The organism is Gemmatimonadaceae bacterium (assembly GCA_019752115.1).
Lineage (GTDB): Bacteria > Gemmatimonadota > Gemmatimonadetes > Gemmatimonadales > Gemmatimonadaceae > Gemmatimonas.
This window is the reverse complement of record JAIEMN010000011.1, coordinates 40,184-59,478: the sequence shown is the minus strand read 5'-3', so window position 1 is coordinate 59,478 and position 19,295 is coordinate 40,184. Positions and strand designations below refer to the sequence as shown.

General features: G+C 68.3%; 17 protein-coding genes. 10 read left to right on the top strand and 7 right to left on the bottom strand.

Translation table 11 applies throughout. The features are described 5' to 3' along the window. The first annotated feature begins 79 nt into the window (after positions 1-79). A complete protein-coding gene (locus tag K2R93_05730; protein MBY0489322.1) occupies positions 80-2,140 on the top strand; it encodes a response regulator in 2,061 nt (686 codons plus the stop codon). A gap of 12 nt (positions 2,141-2,152) precedes the next feature. Here K2R93_05730 and K2R93_05725 read toward each other — a convergent pair whose 3' ends face one another. After that, the gene (locus K2R93_05725) at positions 2,153-2,683 is read right to left on the bottom strand and encodes a hypothetical protein (GenBank protein ID MBY0489321.1); all 531 of its coding nucleotides are present in this window, start codon (positions 2,681-2,683) and stop codon (positions 2,153-2,155) included. Between the two features lie 10 nt (positions 2,684-2,693). Continuing rightward, positions 2,694-3,776 (bottom strand): hypothetical protein, encoded by a 1,083-nt coding sequence (locus tag K2R93_05720; GenBank protein MBY0489320.1) that lies wholly within the window; start codon positions 3,774-3,776, stop codon positions 2,694-2,696. Between the two features lie 240 nt (positions 3,777-4,016). Between K2R93_05720 and K2R93_05715 the strand changes: the two genes are divergently transcribed. The 4 genes from K2R93_05715 (at position 4,017) to K2R93_05700 (ending at position 8,958) form a co-directional block, all read left to right on the top strand. After that, on the top strand, positions 4,017-4,640 hold the full coding sequence (locus tag K2R93_05715; GenBank protein MBY0489319.1) for a DUF305 domain-containing protein: 624 nt from the start codon (positions 4,017-4,019) through the stop codon (positions 4,638-4,640). 55 nt (positions 4,641-4,695) lie between these two features. Beyond that, positions 4,696-6,537: a hypothetical protein gene (locus tag K2R93_05710; protein ID MBY0489318.1), complete on the top strand. Its 1,842-nt coding sequence runs from the start codon at positions 4,696-4,698 to the stop codon at positions 6,535-6,537. Positions 6,538-6,724: 187 nt separating this feature from the next. Continuing rightward, positions 6,725-7,324 (top strand): TMEM175 family protein, encoded by a 600-nt coding sequence (locus tag K2R93_05705; protein ID MBY0489317.1) that lies wholly within the window; start codon positions 6,725-6,727, stop codon positions 7,322-7,324. Next, positions 7,321-8,958, top strand: a complete 1,638-nt coding sequence (locus tag K2R93_05700) for an amidase (GenBank protein MBY0489316.1) — start codon at positions 7,321-7,323, stop codon at positions 8,956-8,958. The genes K2R93_05705 and K2R93_05700 overlap by 4 nt, the downstream gene beginning before the upstream one ends. 21 nt (positions 8,959-8,979) lie before the next feature. On the opposite strand, the gene K2R93_05695 is transcribed toward K2R93_05700, so the two are convergent. Genes K2R93_05695 through K2R93_05685 form a run of 3 tightly spaced genes read right to left on the bottom strand, consistent with a single transcriptional unit; the run spans position 8,980 to position 12,669 of the window. After that, complete coding sequence (locus K2R93_05695) at positions 8,980-10,932, bottom strand: pyrroloquinoline quinone-dependent dehydrogenase (GenBank protein MBY0489315.1); 1,953 nt, start codon at positions 10,930-10,932, stop codon at positions 8,980-8,982. Beyond that, complete coding sequence (locus K2R93_05690; protein MBY0489314.1) at positions 10,929-11,915, bottom strand: polysaccharide deacetylase; 987 nt, start codon at positions 11,913-11,915, stop codon at positions 10,929-10,931. The genes K2R93_05695 and K2R93_05690 overlap by 4 nt, the downstream gene beginning before the upstream one ends. A gap of 37 nt (positions 11,916-11,952) precedes the next feature. Continuing rightward, positions 11,953-12,669, bottom strand: coding sequence for a Plug domain-containing protein (locus tag K2R93_05685; protein MBY0489313.1), 717 nt, complete (start codon positions 12,667-12,669; stop codon positions 11,953-11,955). A gap of 27 nt (positions 12,670-12,696) precedes the next feature. Here K2R93_05685 and K2R93_05680 point away from each other — a divergent pair, with 27 nt between their 5' ends. Then, a complete protein-coding gene (locus K2R93_05680; protein MBY0489312.1) occupies positions 12,697-13,248 on the top strand; it encodes a DUF2127 domain-containing protein in 552 nt (183 codons plus the stop codon). A 16-nt stretch (positions 13,249-13,264) separates the two neighbouring features. On the opposite strand, the gene K2R93_05675 is transcribed toward K2R93_05680, so the two are convergent. After that, positions 13,265-13,840, bottom strand: a complete 576-nt coding sequence (locus K2R93_05675) for a VOC family protein (protein MBY0489311.1) — start codon at positions 13,838-13,840, stop codon at positions 13,265-13,267. A 173-nt stretch (positions 13,841-14,013) separates the two neighbouring features. Between K2R93_05675 and K2R93_05670 the strand changes: the two genes are divergently transcribed. Genes K2R93_05670 through K2R93_05655 form a run of 4 tightly spaced genes read left to right on the top strand, consistent with a single transcriptional unit; the run spans position 14,014 to position 18,365 of the window. Next, positions 14,014-15,441 (top strand): RluA family pseudouridine synthase, encoded by a 1,428-nt coding sequence (locus K2R93_05670; GenBank protein MBY0489310.1) that lies wholly within the window; start codon positions 14,014-14,016, stop codon positions 15,439-15,441. 2 nt (positions 15,442-15,443) lie between these two features. Next, entirely contained in the window at positions 15,444-16,304 is an 861-nt protein-coding gene (locus K2R93_05665) for a hypothetical protein (GenBank protein ID MBY0489309.1), read from the top strand. A 34-nt stretch (positions 16,305-16,338) separates the two neighbouring features. Next, positions 16,339-17,181 carry a hypothetical protein gene (locus tag K2R93_05660; protein MBY0489308.1) on the top strand — a complete coding sequence of 281 codons (843 nt, stop codon included), beginning with the start codon at positions 16,339-16,341 and terminating at the stop codon, positions 17,179-17,181. Further along, positions 17,178-18,365, top strand: a complete 1,188-nt coding sequence (locus tag K2R93_05655; protein ID MBY0489307.1) for a dipeptidase — start codon at positions 17,178-17,180, stop codon at positions 18,363-18,365. The genes K2R93_05660 and K2R93_05655 overlap by 4 nt, the downstream gene beginning before the upstream one ends. On the opposite strand, the gene K2R93_05650 is transcribed toward K2R93_05655, so the two are convergent. After that, the gene (locus K2R93_05650) at positions 18,343-19,257 is read right to left on the bottom strand and encodes an AraC family transcriptional regulator (protein MBY0489306.1); all 915 of its coding nucleotides are present in this window, start codon (positions 19,255-19,257) and stop codon (positions 18,343-18,345) included. The genes K2R93_05655 and K2R93_05650 overlap by 23 nt on opposite strands. Positions 19,258-19,295 lie beyond the last annotated feature (38 nt).

Genomic DNA, 19,295 nt, shown 5'->3' with positions numbered 1-19,295 from the left:
GTGACTGCCGCGCCCCCACCGGTGCCGGGGGCGTGACGGGAAACTTGCTGAAACACGTATCGCGCCCCACACTAGGGGAATGGACGCCAGCGCGCTCGCCCAGCAGGCTGCATCCCCCGCCGCACCGGGGGATCGGCGCGACCTCGTCAGTCATGTGCTCGCGGCGCTCTCGCGCGGCTCGAGCATCGAGCAGCTGTATTCGAGCGCGATGGACGCGGTGGCTGAGGCGCTCCATGTCGATCGCGCCGCCCTGCTGATCTTCGACCACGACGAGATCTGCCGCTTCGTGGCCTGGCGCGGGCTCTCCGACGCCTATCGCGCCGCCGTGGAAGGCCATTCGCCGTGGACGCCACGCGATCTGGCGGCCACGCCGGTGGCGGTCGTGAACGTCATGCGCGACGATGCGCTCGCCCATTATCGCGACGTCTTCGCCGCGGAGAACATCTGCTCCCTGCTCTTCCTCCCGCTGGTCGGGCGCGAGCGCGTGTGGGGCAAGTTCATGCTGTACAGCGCCGACGAGCGCACCTACAGCCCCGAGGAGATCGAAGTTGCACAGCTCATCGTGCACGAGATCGCCGCGTCGCTCGACTGGCGTGAGCGCGACCGCGCGTTGCTTGAAGAACGGCAGCTGTTCGCGGCGGGCCCCACGGTCGTCCTCAAGTGGCGCAACGTGGACACGTGGCCGGTCGAGTTCGTGTCGGCCAACTTCGAAGCCGTCTTCGGGTACGCCCCGGAGGTGCTCACCAGCGGTCAGCGCACCTTCTGCTCGCTCGTCCACCCCGACGACCAGCAGCGCGTGCGCGACGAAATCACCGAGCACCTGCGGGCGGGCGATGAGCGCTTCGAGCAGGAGTATCGGCTGATCCACGGCAGCGGCCGGGTACGCCTCGTCTCGGAGTTCAAGAAGGTCGTGCGCACGGCCGACGGGAAGGCGACGCAGTGTCTCGGCTACCTCGTGGACATCAGCGATCGCCGCGCGCAGGAAGCCGAGCACCATCGCATTCAGGAGCAGGTCCGGAACGCGCAGAAGCTCGAGTCGCTGGGCGTACTCGCCGGCGGCATTGCACACGACTTCAACAACCTGCTGGTCGGCGTGCTCGGCAACGTCTCGCTCGCGATGGAGGAGATCCCCGAGCATTCGACGGCGCGGCCGCTCCTCGAGGATCTGCAGGTCGCCGCCAAGCGCGCCGCCGAACTCACGCGGCAGCTGCTCGCCTACTCCGGCAAGGGCAAGTTCGTCGTCGAGCCGGTCGATCTCTCCGCGCTGGTGCGCGAGATGGGGCGTCTGCTCAGCACGGCTGTCTCCAAGAAGGCGCAAGTGTCGCTCGAGCTGCGCGACGACCTGCCCAGTGTTCACGCCGACGCGACACAGCTGCGGCAGATCGTGATGAATCTCATCACCAACGCCTCCGATGCGTTGGGTGAGCTGCCGGGCACGATCACCGTGCGGACGCGGCGCATGTACGCCTCACGGGCCTGGCTCGCGAGCGCGCAGGTCGGGGCCGACATGCCCGAGGGCGAGTACCTCGTGCTCGAGGTCAGCGATACCGGGAACGGCATGGACGCCGACACGATGCCGCGCCTGTTCGACCCGTTCTACTCCACCAAGGGCGCGGGCCGCGGTCTGGGACTCGCCGCCGTCCTGGGGATCGTGCGCGGCCATCGCGGCGCGGTGCGCATCACCTCGGTGCGTGATCTGGGCACGACCGTGGCGGTCCTGCTCCCGGTCGACGACGCCACCGGTGCCACGCCCCCCGCGATCGCGAATGCGGCACCGGTGCGCGGCACCGTGCTCGTCGTAGACGACGATGAATCGGCGCTCCGCGTTGCCGAACGCATTCTGCTGCGCGATGGCTTCCGGGTGCTCACCGCCGAGAATGGGCGCGTGGCGCTGGAGGTCTACGCCGAGCAGGGGCCGGTGATCGATCTGGTGCTCCTCGATCTCACGATGCCGGTCCTCGACGGATGGGAGACGCTGCGTGAACTCAAGCAGCTCAACCCCGACGTCGTGGTGCTGCTCATGAGTGGCTATGCGCAGACCGCCGGCGCGCCCACGGAAGGGGCGGCGGGCTTTCTGGCCAAGCCGTATACGGCGAGTGAACTGCGCGATCTCGTGGTGAGCCTCACCGGCACGCGCTAAGCGCCGGACCCTTCAGCGCGTCCGCACCTCGAAGGTCACCGGCGCGCACGCGAGCGGCAGTGCGGCATGCGCGGCGCGTGCACGGGGCAACGACGCGGGGAGCGTCACCGCGTCATGAATCGTCACCTGTGGCGTGACGACATAGCGCCCCGGCACCGAGAGATCGAACACCAGCGCCAGATCCACGGAGGCCTGCCGGCGCTGACCCGGCGCGATGGAGAGATACTCATCGGCCTCCGGATCGCCCCGCTTGACCATCGCGCCGCCAAACGCGAGGGGCGCTCCGGCACGCGTGACCCGCACGAACGGCTCGAACCAGCCGTCCTCGAAGGGCGTCCCCCAGGTGAGCATCGCGAGCGCGGCCGCCCCGCGGTTGCGCACCGTCATGGTGAGTGGGACGCGTGCCCCCGACACCACCACCGGAGGCACACGCACCGCACACGCGAGCCGTGGCGGACCGGCCTGGGCCATCGCGGAGCGCACGCCCGGGAGGCTCACCGCCAATGCGACCAGCGCCGCGAGCCCCCGGATCCCACACGCCACGCGACGTGCCTCACTTCTTGGACGGCGTGTTCTCCGCGAAGTACTCGTGGCTGTCGGCATTGTCGATGGCCTTGGTCGGATCGGACACCGCCAGACTGCGCGCGGCCGTCTGACCGTACGCCCAGTCATCGGTCGCCGCCACGACATTGAAGTGGCTCATCTCGTGAATCAGCGTGCCGCCGCGCGAGTCGGTCCCGGCCAGCGGTGCGGCCCAGAACGCCTTGCAGACGTAGATCGTGTACGGCTGGTTCGGATAGACGTAGGCGTAGTACGTCTTCTTGCAACCGCAGTCCACCGTGACCGCCTTGGTGGCGAAGGCGTCGGCGATGGCGGCGAAATGCGCCTTCATGGTGTTGGCGCTGCTGGTCGTTGCCGCTCCGAACCACCAGGTGAAGCGGTCGCTGAGCGTACCGGCCAGATACGACTGGGCGTCGCCGGCATAGGTCTCCGCCTGCTTGAGCGCCGCCAGCACATCCGTCTGCTGCGTCGTGGTGCACCGCGAATAGGTCACGAGGCTCGTGAGCGACGTCGGCGTGCGCGGAATGACACCGTTGGTGGTGGGCGCCGTGCGTCCCGACACCCGCAGCTCCTGCGTGGCCGAGCGGAGGGTCGCGGCCGAGGTGCCCAGGCCGCTGCGGCCTTCGAACGCCACCGTGTAGCGCCCGTCGCGCGAGAGGTCATAGGCCCGCGACAGCTCGATCTGGTACGTGTACGAGGCGCCCGGCTCCACGCGGATGATCGCGTCGCTCCACGTCAGCCCCCGCTTGATGTGCGGCCCTTCATAGGCCACCGGCTGGCCGTCGCGGCGCACCACGAACTGGGCCGTTTCCATGTCTTCGCTCGGCAGCTGCGACTCGAGCACCTCGACGGCGTACGACGCCCGGTTGGTCAGGGTGACCTGCGCCACGACCGGCGCACTGCCGGTCACCTCACCAGCGAGGGACACGCGGACGTCGAGGCCGTTCGGCGACGCCATGGCGCCCGGCGAGGTGGCCGACGCTTCCGTGAGGGCCGGGCGGTCGGGGCTGCAGGCAGCGACCGCCAGCAGCAGGGCAAGGGCAGCGTGCTGCGAGACGCGGAGCGTGCGGGACACGAGGACTCCTGGGCGGGAGGACGGGAGCAGACCCGGTTGGGTCGGACGTCCTATTCTACCGGCACCGGCCCCGGCGTCCAGTCACGTCCCGTCACCGGTGGGGTGAGCCTTCGCCCACCGGGCGACCGCCTAACGCCCGGGCGCCCCGGGCCGTAACGTCTTCAGGCTCCCCTCGGAGCGCTTTTTGGTCCCCGATCGGCCGGCCCACCCGCCGGCCCGGCACACGCCCGGAGTTCACCCATGATGGCTCGTCGCCATATCCTCGCCCTGTCGGCGCTCACCCTCCTCGCCGGCGCCTCCTCGCGCGCGGCCGCCCAGGGCGGCATGGCGGGGATGGATCACAGCATGCACAAGATGGGGCCCGACATTGTCATCCCCAAGGGCGCCCTTTATACGAAGGCCGACGTCGAGTTCATGCAGATGATGATCGCCCACCACGCGCAGGCGATCGTCATGTCGCGCCTCGCCGAGAAGAACGGCGCCAACCCGCAGGTGCTCAAGCTCTCGCGCAAGATCGACCAGTCGCAGATGCCCGAGATCACCATCATGCAGGGGTGGCTGCGCCGCTACAACCAGGTCGCGCCGGACACCAGCTCGTGGCACACCGTCCGCATGGAGGGCATGCTCTCCGACGACGAAATGAAGGCCCTCGAGAACGCCAAGGGCGAGGAGTTCAATCGCCTGTATCTCGTGGGCATGATCAAGCACCACGCCGGCGCCATCAAGATGGTCGAGGATCTCTTCAAGTCCCCCGGCGCTGGTCAGGAAGTCGACGCCAATGTGTTCGCGAACGATGTCGTGACCGCGCAGACCGCGGAGATCGGCATCATGCGCAACCTGCTCGCCAAGTTGCCCCCGAAGTAAGACGCCCCTCGGCGTTGCCCCGCTCCCCTCTCACCACCACCTGGAGTTCGACTCGATGCGCGTACTGCGTGGCGTAGCACTCCTGCTGGCGGCGGCCGTTGTTCCGACCCTCGCGTCGGCACAGACGTACCCGTCCAGCAAGGATCCCCGCAACAACCTCAAGCCGGGCCGCATGGATGCAGGCACGACGGCGAAGAACATGAAGCTGCTGTCGTTCTCGCCCAAGCCGGCACAGTTCGACACCGTGCGCGGCCTGACGTTCGTGAACTCGGACCTCGCGTTCGGCACGCACTACGTCTATCAGGCAAACTTCGCCGGCTTCCAGATCTGGGACATCGCCGATCCCGCCAAGCCGGTGCTCACCTCGGTCGTGCGCTGCATTACCTCGCAGGGCGACCCGACGATCTACGGCACGCTGCTCTTCATCTCGGCCGAAGGCGCCGGGAACCGCAACGACTGCGGCGACGGCGGCGTGCAGGATCCGAAGGATCACATGGCCGGCGTGCGCATCTTCGACGTGAGCAATCCGAAGGCGCCCAAGCTCGTGAAGAACGTGCAGACGTGCAAAGGCTCGCACACCCACACGCTCGTGCCGAGCCCGACGGACAAGAAGGTCGTGTACCTGTATGTGTCAGGGCAGCAGGCGGCGCGTCCGGAGACGGAACTCGCCGGGTGCAAGAACGGCACCGATCCGGCCGATCCGACCAACTCGCTCTTCCAGCTCGACATCATCAAGGTGAACATCGATCACCCGGAAGAGGCGAAGGTCATCCCGGGGGCCCGCATCTTCACCGGCCTCGATGGCGCCGGCGAGTGCAAGCAGTTCTGCGAGCCGGTGAGCGCGCGTCGCGCCGCCGCGGGTGGCCGTGGCCGTCCGGCGCCGGATCCGGCGATGCCCACCGGTCCGCGCAACTGCCATGACGTGACGGCGTATCCGGACCAGCATCTCCTCGCCGCGTCCTGCTCCACGCACTCCATCCTCGTGGACATCTCGAACCCCGAGAAGCCGTTCCGCATCAGCGCCCTCGCCGACTCGAACAACTTCCAGGGGCGTCATACGGCCGCGTTCAGCAACGACGGCAAGAAGCTGATTCAGACCGACGAATGGGGCGGCGGCACGGGCCCGATGTGTCAGGCGTCGAGCATGATCGAGCTCGGCGGCAACACGGTCATCACGCTCGATGCCAAGAAGCAGCAGAAGCAGCGCGCGTACTTCAAGATTCCGTCGCAGCAGACGGCCGAAGAGAACTGCGTGTCGCACAACGGCGGGCTCATTCCGGTACCGGGGCGTGACCTGTACGTGCAGGGCTGGTATCAGGGCGGCGTGAGCATCATGGACTTCACCGATGCCGACAAGGCCTTCGAAGTGGGCTACTTCGACCGAGGCCCGATCGATCCGCCCAAGCCGGTGGACGTGCCGTCGGCCGCTGCGGCGAACGCGCCGCCGGTGCGTGGCAACGGCAACGTGATCGGCGGGTCGTGGGGCGCGTACTACTGGAACGGCCTCGTCTTCTCGTCGGAGCTCGATCGTGGCATGGACATCTACGAGCTCACCCCGGGCCCCGAGCTGTCGGCGAATGAAATCGCCGCCGCGAAGCTCGTGCAGTTCAAGCAGTACAACCCACAGAGCCAGCCCACGATGACGTGGCCCGCCGCGTTCGTCGTGGTGCGCTCGTACCTCGACCAGCTGGTGCGGAACGGCGGCCTGGCCACCGAGCGCACGTCGGCCATCGATGCCGCGCTGACGGCGGCCGAAGGCAAGAGCGGCGCCGCCCGTGCCTCGGCGCTGCGTGCCCTCGCCCTGCAGGTTGATAAGGACGTCGCCGGGGCCAAGGATGGCGCGCGGGTGACGAAGATGGCGAGCGAAATCCGTCGGCTCGCTGCGGCCACCAAGTAACGGGCGCCTGCGGCGCGACAACTGAACGAGGTGGGGGACAACGAACGAGGTTCATCGTAGAGATGATCCTCGTAAGTTGTCCCCTTCTTCGTTGGTTGTCGCCCGTAGGGCCCAGTTGCCCCCTTCTTCGTTGGTTGTCGCGTCGAAGACGCCCCAAAGAACGCTCGGAATCACCACGAATCTCGACATGGGCAAGAATCGCTTAGAAGCCTTCAGCGACGGCGTCCTCGCCATCATCATCACGATCATGGTGCTGGAGCTCAAAGTGCCGCACGGTGACGATCTGTCGGCCCTGCGCGCGCTCCTGCCGCAGTTCCTGTCGTACATCCTGAGCTTTCTCTACGTCGGCATCTACTGGAACAATCACCACCACCTGCTCCACGCGATGCGGCATGTGTCGGGGCGCGTGCTGTGGGCCAACCTGAGTCTGCTCTTCTGGTTGTCGCTGCTGCCGTTCGCCGCCGGCTGGATGGGCGAGAATCACTTCGCCGCGCTCCCCACCGCGTTCTACGGCGTCATTCTCGAGTGCGCCGCGCTGTCGTACTACATCCTGCAGCTGGCGATCGTCGCCACCGATGGGCCCGACTCGGTGCTCAAGGCCGCCCTTGGCGCTGACTGGAAGGGGAAGACGTCGCTGGGGCTCAACCTCATCGGGATTACCGTCGCCATGTGGTCGCAGCCGCTCGCGCAGGCCATGTACACCGGCGTGGCCCTCATGTGGCTGGTGCCGGATCCGCGCATTGAGCGAATCCTGCGCGGGGGCCCAGCGCCGGCGGGGCATCGATGAGCCGCCGTGTCCTTCGCATGGCGCGCGGCCTGGTGCTCACCGCCGCGCTGCACACCTCCGCCAGTGCCGCCCAATCGCCAGCGAAGCCGAACGCACCGGCCACCGCGTCGGCGCTGAGCCTCGACGCGGCCACCATTCAGCAGCTGGCCGCGGCGATGGACGCGGGCACCCTCACGAGCGAAGCACTCGTGCGGATGAGCCTCGCCCGCATCGATGCCTACGACGCGCAGGGGCCGCGCCTGCATGCGGTCCTCGCGCGCAATCCGAAGGCGCTCGAGCAAGCGCGCGCCCTCGACGTCGAGCGCAAGACGAAAGGCAAGCGCTCGCTGTTGCATGGCATTCCGGTGGTGCTCAAGGACAACTACGACACGTATGACCTGCCCACCACCGGCGGCTCGCTGCTGCTCGAAGGGTCACTCCCCCCGGATGACGCGTTCCTGGTGAAGAAGCTCCGGGACGCCGGTGCGATCGTTCTGGCCAAGGTAAACATGTCGGAGTTCGCCTCCGGCGCCGCGTTCAGTTCCCTCGGCGGGCAGACCCTCAATCCGCACGATCTCACTCGCACCCCCAATGGCTCATCCGGCGGCACCGGCGTGGCCATTGCCGCCGCCTTCGCCACACTGGGTCTGGGCACCGATACCGGCGGTTCCATTCGCGGCCCGGCCACCGTGAACGGCATCGTGGGACTCAAGCCCACCATGGGGCTCTTGAGCCGCGACGGCATCATTCCGCTGGCCCTCAGTTTCGATACCGGCGGTCCACTCGCCCGCACGGTTAGCGATGTGGCAGTCGCCCTCGGCTTGCTGGCCGGTGCGGACGCCGCCGATACGGTGACGCAGCGCAGCGTCGGGCGCGCCGAGCGCGACTACACCCGCTTCCTGAATGCCGACGCCCTCAAGGGGGCCCGCATCGGGATCGCGCGCGATTTCCTCGGGCAGGATGCCGACGTGGATTGGGTTGTTGAGGCGTCGCTCACCGCCATGCGCAATGCCGGCGCGACGATCGTGGATGTACGCCTGCCGCGCTGGCTGCTCGAGTCGAAAGGCGACTTCTACACCGCCGTGCGCTATCCGGAGTTTCCGGTGCAGATCGCGCAGTACCTCGCCACGCTCAAGCCCGGCTATCCGCGCACGCTCGCCGAACTCAGTGCGCGCGCCGACGCAATCGTGGCCACGCGCGCCGACGGAGCCGGCCCCAATCCCACCCGCTGGACGCTCTTCAAGCGCGAGCTCGCCAGTGGCACCATGCGCGAGGCGCGGTACACGGCCGTGCACGATCACGCGCTGCCGATGGTGCGGGCGCTGCTCGAGGGCGTGTTCACCGAGAACGCACTCGACGCGATCGTCTATCCCACCGCGTCGCGACGTCCGGAACGTTTGGGGGCGCCGCCCGATGTGCCGGGCGGGAGTGCGGTTGACGGCGAGAACCTTGCCAATCTCTCCGGCTTCCCGGACCTGGTGGTGCCAGCCGGCTTCACCACCGATCGGTTGCCCGTTGGGATCTCCTTCCTCGGGCGCGCCTTCTCCGAGGGTACGCTGCTCGGCCTGGGCTACGCCTTCGAGCAGCGCACGCAGGCGCGACGCCTGCCGGTGCATACGCCGGCGCTCCCCGGCGAGGTGGTGCGCCTCAAGTAGGCGCACCGCCGCATCGGGCGCTCAGCGCTGGCCGTCGAGCGAGAACGCGATCAGTTCGGCGTTGTCGCCGCCGCCCGATGCAATCACGACATACTGCACGCCATTGGCCGCTCGATAGGTGACCGGATTGGCATAGCCGCGCCCAGCCGGCAGTTCGAACTGCCACACCACCGCGCCGGTGCGCGTATCGAGCGCGTACAGCACCGAGCCGCCGCCGGTCGCGAAGATCAGGCCACCCTTCGTCACCGTACCCCCCACGGCGCCCGAGACGCCGAGGGGCGGCAGCGTGATGCCTTTGAGCAACGGGTGATTCCGGATCGCCGGCGTATCGCCCAGCGTGACCTGCCACCGCCGCTTTCCGGTGTTCAGGTCGATCGCCGTCATGGTGCCGTACGGCGGCTTGATGATGGGGAGCTGCTCGGGCGGCGTGTGATCACTCTTCCCCGAGTCAGGATCGGCCGTCACGCCCAGCGTTGCGTGCGTGAGATCCACGGTGTACTCGTAGCCGATCGTATCGTTCGGGACGCCCTTCTGTACGCGATACAGCGCCGGGTTATCGGAGGCCTTCACGTACAGCGTGTGCGTCTCCGGATCATACGCCGTGCTCCCCCAGCCGGCACCGCCGATCGCGCCCGGCATCACGATCGTCCCCTGCACCGACGGCGGCGTGAAGATCGGCCCGCTGCGGTACTTGGTGAACACCTCGAGCGCGCGGCGCTTGAGCTCCGGCGTGAAGTCGATCAGATCCTGCTCCGTAACCGACTGCCGCGCGAACGGCGCCGGGTTGGTCGGGATCGGCTGCGTGGGCGACGTCCGTTCCCCGGGCACATCGCTCGCCGGCACCGGGCGCTCCACGATCGGCCAGATCGGCTTCCCGGTCTCGCGATCGAACACATAGATCCACGCCGTCTTGCTCGGCACCGCGACCACATCGCGCGGCTTCCCCTGCCACGTGATCGTGGCCAGCACTGGTGGGGCGGGCAGATCGTAGTCCCACAGGCCGTGATGCACGAGCTGATAGTGCCACACGCGCGCGCCCGTCTTGGCATTGAGCGCCACGACGGATTCCGCGAACAGGTTATCGCCCTTCCGGTCGCCCCCATACCAGTCGTTGGTGGGCGTCGAGACCGGCAGGAAGAGCAGCCCGCGTTTCACGTCGAGGCTCATGGGCGCCCACACATTGGTGTGCCCCATCTCCTTGTACGAGCCGTTCTCCCACGTCTGCCAGCCGAACTCCCCCGAGTCGGGCACGGTGTGGAAGCTCCACACGCGCTTGCCGGTATGCACATCGAACGCCTGCACATCGCCCGGCGGATCGTTGGGATAGCGAATGCGGTCGCCCACACCATTGCCCACGATCACCAGATCGCCGTACACCACCGGCGGCGACGTGTTGGTGTACTGCAGCGGGTTCACCTTCCGGCGCAACTCTCGGGTGAGGTCGATCTCGCCGTTGGTGCCGAAGCTCGTAATGCGCTTCCCCGTTGCAGCATCGAGCGCGAACAGCTTCCAGCGCGCGTTGATGAACACGCGCCGTTCTCTCTGCGCCCCGCTCGACGCCCATGTCGCGACGCCGCGGTGCACGAAGCCCGTGCCATTCGACGGCTGCCCGGCGCGCCACACCTCCGGATCGAACTTCCAGAGCTCGCGCCCCGTGCGCGCGTCAAGCGCGGCGACCGCCGCGTACGGGGTCGAAACATAGAGCGTGTCGCCAATCACCACCGGCGACGCCTGAAACAACCCGGGGCGCGCCGCCTTCTGTTCACCGTTGGCGCGGATGCTCTTCTCGCCGGTGTTCCAGCGCCACGCCTCCTTGAGACGCGCCACAGTGGCACGGTTGATGTCGGCCAGCGCCGAGTAGCGCATGGCGCCAGGATCGCCACTCGGGGTGGGCCAGTCCACGCGCTGCGCCAGCAGTGGTGCGGCCGTGGCGCCCAGCAGCCACGCCACGGAGACCGCGGTCGAACGAATCATGGCTTCTTCGGCTCGCCGAGCTTGGCCGCCGCGCGCACATACTCCGCGGCGTCGGCATGCGTGGCCCACCAGACCTTGCCGACCCCCTTCGCCTGGATGTGCGCGATGAGCTGCTCCAGCGCCACGATACGCGATCGATGTCCACTGACGTGCGGATGCAGCGTGAGCACGAACATCGTGCCTTCTTCGTAGGCCTTGTCGAACTCGTCCATCCAGACCTTCGCGATGTCGCGCGGATTCATGTAGCGCTCGCCGCGTGGATCGAAGAGCGGCGCATCATCGAGAATCCACTGCACCGGCAGCTCCACCAACCCGGTCGGCTGCCCGCGCTGCACGAGCTCGTACGGCGCATCATCCGCCATCAGCGAGCTTTCGTAGCGAAAGCCCATCTCGCGCAGGATCGACAGCGTGTTGGGGCTGAAGTTCCAGCTTGGCGCCCGGTACCCCACCGGCTTCTTGCCGGTCATCGCCGTGAGCTCGGCCACCGCCTTCTGCAGGAGCGCCCGCTCCGCCGAGTCGGGGAGCGTCATGTTGAGCTCGTGAATCCACCCGTGTACCGCGATCTCGTGACGCCCGCTCTGCTGAATGAGCCCGGCCATCGACGGCGTGATCGCGAGACTGACGCTCGGGATGAAAAACGACGCCGGGATCTTGTGCCGGTCGAGCAGCTTCACGATGCGCGGCAACCCGACGCGCGCGCCGTACTGCATCTCGGCGAGGGAGCCCACCGTGGGCTCACCATACCGCACCGCGATCGTTTCGTTGTCCACGTCGAACGACAGCAGGACCGCGACCCGCGCGCCCTTGGGCCACGCCGCCGGCTGGAGCGAGCGTCCCGCCCGCACTTCGTTCACCACACGCGTGACGCTGTCCATCGTCCACTTCCACCCCGGCTTGGCGGTGGTGACGGGCACCGGTTGTGCCTGGGCGGCCAGTACCGAGGGCAGCGCGGCCAGTGCGAACACGAATGGGAGTCGACGCATGATCAGCGGGAGAGAGGGAAGGTCCATCGGCACGCGATCACCGGCTCCACAGCACCAGCGCCCCGCAGCTCCCCGCGTCCTTCAGGTCCGCGGGCGCCGTGGCGTAGAGCTCGATGCCGCCAAGGTCGTCGGTGAAGATCTTGTCGAGATCGGGGGGCAGCGCGCTTTCGTACGGGTACACCTGGAGTCCATCACGCACGACGGCGGCCCGACAGGTCGGATTGCCGCGCACGGCGAGATACGACTCGCCGTTCGGCCCCGAGGCGATGAATGCGCCCAGCGTCACCTTGAGCAGGTTCGCCAGCGGCCGGCCGTTCGCCGCCTTGAGCTGCGCGGCGGTGTAGAACTTCCCGGCGGCCTTGGCCCGGCGCGCGTCGAAGCCCACGAGCGTGAGCGGGGTCATGGCGCCTTTGGGCTTGGGGGCGGCCACCACGGCCAGAATCTCGAGGTCGATCGGCATCTTCACCGACGGCCCGCTCGTGAACTTGTCAAAAAAGGCCTGATAGCCCTTGGCCACCGCTTCCACGATGTGCCCGCCATCGTCCAGATCCGGCACGGTGACGATGCCGTTGGCATCGGTCACCCCAGCTTCGATCGTATGGTCGATGGTGATCAGTGCGCCACGGATGGCCACCGTATCCCCGGCCTTCCGGAAGCGGAGTGTGACGGTACGGGCATCCTGCGCCTGGGTCGGCGCGGTCAGCAGCAGGCCGGCCGCGAGGGAAGCAATTGCGAGGGAGAGGGTGAGTTTCATAGGAAGAAACGATACCTTCCGGGCGACATGACGGCGACTCCGGTTTCTCTGGCGCGCACCGCTGCTCCCCCGCCAAACCGCCGGGCGCTGCGGGCGATTGCCCTCTTCAAGTTCGGCAAGGCGTTGGCCTTCGTCGCGTTGGCTGCGACGGCCTTCGGGCTGCTCGGCGACGACGTCCGCAACGGCGCCCTCGAGCGGCTGACCGAGCTCGCCACGTCGCTGGCACGCGCGACCGAGTTCTCGGGGGTGCGCGGCTGGCTCGGCGGCGTCCTCGAAACCGTCGTCCATGGGCTGCTGCACCTCCTCGGCAACGTCACCGCCACCAAGCTGCAGGTCGCGGGCTTCGTCGCGCTGAGCTACGCCCTCGTGCTGACGGTCGAGGGCGCCGGGCTCTGGCTGGCCAAGACCTGGGCCGAATGGTTCTCGGTCGTGGTCACGGCGTCGCTCATTCCGTTCGAGCTGTGGGAAGTGGCGCACCGCTTCACCCCGGTGCGCGTGGGCATTCTGGTGCTCAACGTGGCGGTGGTCTGGTACCTCGTGCGCACCATTCGCGCGAATCGCGCCGCCCATCGCGGCTGATCGGCGCGCCGCCGCGTCAGCGCGGCAACCGCTCCCGCGTCGCCATCAACTCGCCGATCGCATCGGCCAGATGCTCCTCGGTGATGTGATGATCACCACGCTCACTGCGCAGCCGGTGGGCGCGCATCAGCACATCGGCATCGCGGAACCCCTCGGGCGTTTCGAACTTGTAGCAGGCCAGCTCGACCTTGAGCCCGTTCGGGTCGCGCATGTAGATCGAGTTCATGAAGCCGCGATCGCGTTCATAGAACTCGATGCCGCGCGCCTTGAGCCGTGCCGGTGCGGCGGCAAACGTCGCGCGCGACACGTTGAACGCGATGTGCTCCACGCAGCCGATCTCGCGGGGCGCGTGCCGACCGGCATCGGTACGCGACTCATCCGTGAACACGGTGAGCAGGCGCCCATCGCCGGGATCGAAGTACAGATGGTTCTCGGTGCTCTGACCGAGATTCGGCTGTTCGAAGATAAACGGCATCCCCAGTGCGCCCTCCCAGAAGTCGATCGCGCTCTGGCGCGTGGAGCCAACCAGCGTGATGTGGTGCACCCCCTGCACCTGAACGTGGGGGAGCGCAGTCGAAGCGGCGTTGGGCATGGCAGTCTCGCAGGGCGATGGAAGCGGCACACCGCGGGTGCGCCGACGCGCCCCGCATCCAGAACCATACGTCGCAGGCACCGTCATGCACCACCGGGCACGGGGCACGACGGCGGTCCCGCTGGACCTGCCCCGCCATTCTCACGACATTCCGACATGTCGAGGCCCCGCGCGTGATCCCCTTCGCCCCCGCTCCGCCGCCGGCGGAATGGCCCGCGCGCATGCCCACGCCGTTCGATCGCCGGGCGGTTCATCCGCTCGCCCAGCGCGCCGCCGCCGACCTCATGGCCGCGCTCGAGGCGCACGCGACCGACTGGAAGCTGCACGAACCGGGCAACGGCAAGATGTTCGGCGTGCTCGTCGCAGCCGCCCCCGATGGCGCCATCGGCTATCTGCGCGGCTTCTCCGGCATGATCAACGGACAGTGGGAGATCGACGGCTGGGTGCCGCCCACCTTCGATCGCGCCCGCCGCGATGCGACGTGGGGGCCCGGTGAAGCCGAGATGCTCGACTTCACCGCCCGCCGGGCCGCCTTGGTGGCCAGCATGCCGACGCATACGGAGAACCCGGTGGCCCGGCGCATCGCCGCGGCCATTCGCGCGCTCGATGCCGAACGCACCGCGCGCTCGCGTGAGCTCATGCGCCAAATCCAGGACAGCTACCAGCTCGCGAGTGCGCGCGGCGACGTTCGATCCCTGCGCGCCCTGTTCGCCCCTTCGGAACCACCAGCGGGCGCCGGCGACTGCGCCGCGCCCAAGCTGCTGGCGCACGCATACCGCCTCGGACTCACCCCACTCGCGCTCGCCGAATTCTGGTGGGGCGCGCCTGCGCCGACGGGCGATCGCCGGGCGGGCGTCTTCTACGCGGCGTGCCGCGGCAAGTGCCTGCCGATTCTCACCCACATGCTCGATGGGCTCCCGGTCGAGCCGCCACCGCTCTTCGGTACGGCGGCCCTCGATCCCGCCGAGCCGCGCGTGCTCTACGAAGACGGCTATCTCCTCGTCGTGCACAAGCCGAGTGGCCTGCTCACCGTGCCAGGGCGCAGTGCATCGCTGCAGGATTGTGCCGTATCACGCCTTCGGGCGCGCTACCCCGACGCGACCGGCCCGCTCGCGGTGCACCGCCTCGACCTGGATACCTCGGGCCTGCTCCTCGCCGCGAAAGACAGCACGACCGCCTCGGCGTTGCAGCGGCTCTTTTCGCTGCGCCAGATCGACAAGCGCTATGTGGCCTGCCTGGACGGCACCGTGGTGAGCGACCACGGCCACATCACGCTGCCACTGCGCCCCGATATCGACGATCGCCCGCGCAACATTCACGATCCGGTGCACGGCAAGCCGGCCCACACCGAATGGCGCGTGATCGCGCGCGCCGACGGCCGCACGCGCGTGCACTTCATCCCGCATACCGGGCGCTCGCATCAGCTTCGCGTGCACGCAGCGCATCCGGACGGTCTCGACGCGCCGATCGTCGGCGATCGCCTCTACGGTCGCGTGGCCCCCGACGACGACGAGCGGTTGCTCCTGCACGCCGATCGCATGGCGTTCACACATCCGGTGACCGGTGCGCCAGTCGTCGTTGAACACCCGGCGCCGTTCTGATCATGCCGGTGCTGACGACCGCGGAATGGCAGGCCCGCGCCGAGGCGCATCAGTCGCGCACGCAGCGCTTCACTGGGCCGTGGCGCGAGCGGCGCGCTCGCGGCGCGGTGCATCCGGTGTACGACTTCCTCTTCCAGTACTACCACTACTCGCCGGCAAAGCTCGACGCGTGGCATCCGGCGCCGTTCGAATCACTCGAAGACAGCCCGGAGGCGCGAGCGCGATTCCCCGAGCCGGTGTACGTCGCGGCTGGCGGTACCATTGCCCGCACGCCGGATGCCCTCACCGCATCGGAGCGCACGCAGCTCGCGCAGGCGCGGCAGGTGCTGGAGGCCACGCACGCGCGGCCGGCCCAGTTTGGCTGCTACGGAATGCACGAATGGGCCATGGTGTACGGTGGCCGCGACGTGCGCCACGCGGCCGTCGCCCCGCTGCGGTTGCCGCAGGCCGAGGTCGATGCCTTCGTGGAGAGTCGCCCCATCGTGTGCAGTCACTTCGATGCGTTCCGCTTCTTCGCACCGGCCGCCAAACCGCTGAACCGCGTGCCGCTGGCGTGGGAAGCCCGCTACGACTTCGAGCAACCCGGCTGCATCCATGCGAACATGGATCTCTATCGCTGGGCCTACGTGAGCATGCCCTGGATTGGGAGCGACCTGCTCTGGGCGTGCTTCGCACTCGCCGTGGCGCTCCGCGAACTCGACATGCAGGCTACACCGTACGATCTCCGCGACCTCGGCTTCGCGCCCGTGCGCATCGAAAGGCCCGAGGGGCGCGAGGAGTATCAGCGGCGGCAGCGCGAACTGAGCGCACGCGCGAGTATACTCCGAGAGCAGCTGCTCCACGCGCTCGCATCGATCGCCTGAACCCGCCCCCTCCCTTCGGCTTTCGTATCGCCCCATGCCGCACCTCCGCACCTACGCGAATCTCTGGACGTTGTGGGATCACCCGGCCCCCGGCGCCGGCGAATGGACGCTCGCCGAGAAGGTTGCGGCCGCGCGGGCCGCTGGCTTCGACGGTGTCATGGGCGATGCGGGGATGGGGCTGGGCGCACTCGCCCGCGCGGAGGGGCTCGCCTTCCTCGCCTTCGCCCGCCTCGACGTCGCCGACGACTTTGCCACCGCGTTGACCCGCTGCCGCGACGAGGGGGCGATGGTCGTCCAGGTGCATCTGGGGTGGCACGACACGACCGCCGAGTCGGCACTGGCCATGACGCAGCGGCTGATGACCGCCGCGCGTGACGTGGGCATCACCGTGGTCATCGAAACCCACCGCGACACCTGCATCGAAACGCCGGAAAAGACCGATGCGCTGTGCGCGCAGTTTCTGGCGGCCACCGGTACCCCACTCCCGCTGCTGTACGACTTCTCGCATCACGCCGTCGTCAAGCATCTGCAGCCGCCCTTTGCTCCGCGGGTGCTCACCGACGCCGCCGCCATTCGCCGCGCCCGCTGGTTTCACCTGCGCCCGTTCAACGGCCATCACGCGCAGATCCCGGTGCTCACCTCGAGCGGTGCGCTGGCCCCGGAAATGGCGGACTGGCTGGCGCTGATCGACGCCCTCTTCGCGCTGCTGCGAACGAGCGAACACGCACAGCTCTGGGTGTGCCCCGAGCTCGGTCCCGTGCGTGGCGGCTATGGGTTGGCGGCCTTTCCGCCAAGCTGGGAGCAGGCCATCGCTCTGCGCAGTCTGCTGCTCGATCGTTGGACCACACCCACCTCATCCACGGCACCCGTCGCATGACCGAATCCACGTCACCGCTCTCGCGCCGTGCCTTCCTGGCCGCGACCGGCGCGGCCGCCCTGGCCCTCCCGGCCGCCGGCGCGCTGGCCGCCCCCTTCGTGAACCGCGGGCGATACGCACTCTTCGGGGCCGGCGCGCCGGACTACTCGGCGCGCGCCATCGCGCTCATGCAACGCGCCCTCGTCATCGACATGTTGAGCCCCTTCACGCTCAACTTCACGCTCGGTGACCAGTGGATGGCGCGCCCCGAGCTGTTCGATGCGGCCGCCTTCGCGCGGTTCCGCAGCTCGGGGATCAACGTCTTCCACCCGGCCGTTGGCCTGGGCGGCCCCGAGGCCTACGAGCAGGCCATGCAGTTCTTTGCCGGCTGGAACAGCTTCCTCGCGGGCAGCGACGACAAGCTCATGCGCATCGACAGCGCCGGCGACTTCGCGCGCGTGAAGGCATCGGGGAAAGTGGCGGTGATCCTCGGCCTCCAGAACGCCGAGCATTTCCGTCGCCCGGCCGATGTGGATCTCTTCTACGGCTTCGGACAGCGCGTCGCGCAGCTCACGTACAACAGCCGCACGCGCATCGGCAACGGCTCCACGGAACGGCGCGACGAGGGGCTGAGTGACTTTGGCGTCGCGATCGTGGAGCGGATGAACCAGGTGGGGATGGCCGTCGATGTCTCACATTGCGGCGATCGCACCACGCTGGACGCGTTCGAGCTGTCGAAGAAGCCGGTGCTCATCACGCACTCCAACGTGCGCGCGCTGGCCAATGGTCATCCGCGCGACAAGAGCGATGAGGCCATCCGCGCGGTGGGCAAAGCCGGGAGTGTCATGGGCATCACCGGCGTCCGCATGTTCGTACGCGACCGTGAACCCACGACCATCGAGCACGTGCTCGATCACTTCGACTACGTCGCGAAACTCATCGGCCCCGAGCACCTCGGCGTCGGGAGCGACATCGATCTCGACGGCTACGACAAGATGCCTCCCGAGCTGAACAAGGCGCTGCGGGCGAGCTACAAGGGGAGTTACGGTTTCCGCGAGCGCATCGATATTGAGGGGCTCGATCATCCCCAGCGGATGTTCGATCTCACCGAGGGGCTCATCCGACGCAAGTACACCGACGCACAGATCGAAGGCATTCTGGGAGGCAACTTCCGCCGCGTGCTCAGCGCGATCTGGAGCGCCTGACGCGCGCCGGGGCGGCCGCGTGCGCCGCGTGCGCCGCGTCATGAAAGCGGCGCCGGAACTCCGTCGGTGTCATCCCCTTGGTCGCACGAAAGCGCCGGTTGAAGTTGGCCAGCGTCCCAAAGCCACAGGCGTAGGCAATCTCGGCGACGCGCTGATCGGATTCGGTGAGCTGCCGACACGCGAGCCCAATGCGCACCGCGGTGATGTGCTCCACGAGGGTGCCGCCGGTATGCTGGCGGAAAAACCGGGAGAACGCGGTCGGCGTGAGGTGCACGGTGCGCGCCACGTCGCGGAGCGACAGGCTATCCGACGTGGCGTGCGCGTCGATATACGCGAGCGCGCGAGCGAGACGGGGCTGCACCCCATACCGATCGCCTGGCGCATACCCGTCGCTGGCGAGCACCCTTGCCGCCTGGTCGCCGGCCAGCGTGTGCAGGATGCCCGCCAGGGCACTCCACGCCGTCAGACCGCGCTGCGTGGGCAGTTGCACCAGAGCCTCCTGCACCGCCGCGGCGGCGCGTGACGAGAAGGCGACCCCGCGCGGCGCACGGCGCAGCAGCGCGCGGATCGCGGCGAACTCGGGCGCCGCCACCTCGAAGAGTTCGGGCGGAACGTGCACCACAATCGCGCGATGCGAACGCGCGCCGCCCGCGCGCCCTTCCGATGACCACGTGTGCGGCAGATGGCCGCCCACCAGCACCAGATCCCCGGGCCCGAACGGCGCGATCGAATCGCCCACGAACCGCGTCCCCGCACCGGACTCGATGTACGTGAGCTCGAGCTCCGGATGCTGGTGCCACCAAAAGCGGAACGCCGACGCCGTGTAGCGGAACGCGGCAAATGACTGCCCCTCCGGGCGGGCTCGGCGAGGTTCGGCATCGGCGCGCTGCATGTTGGTAAAATAGTATCAGGGCGTGTCGGTGCCGTAGC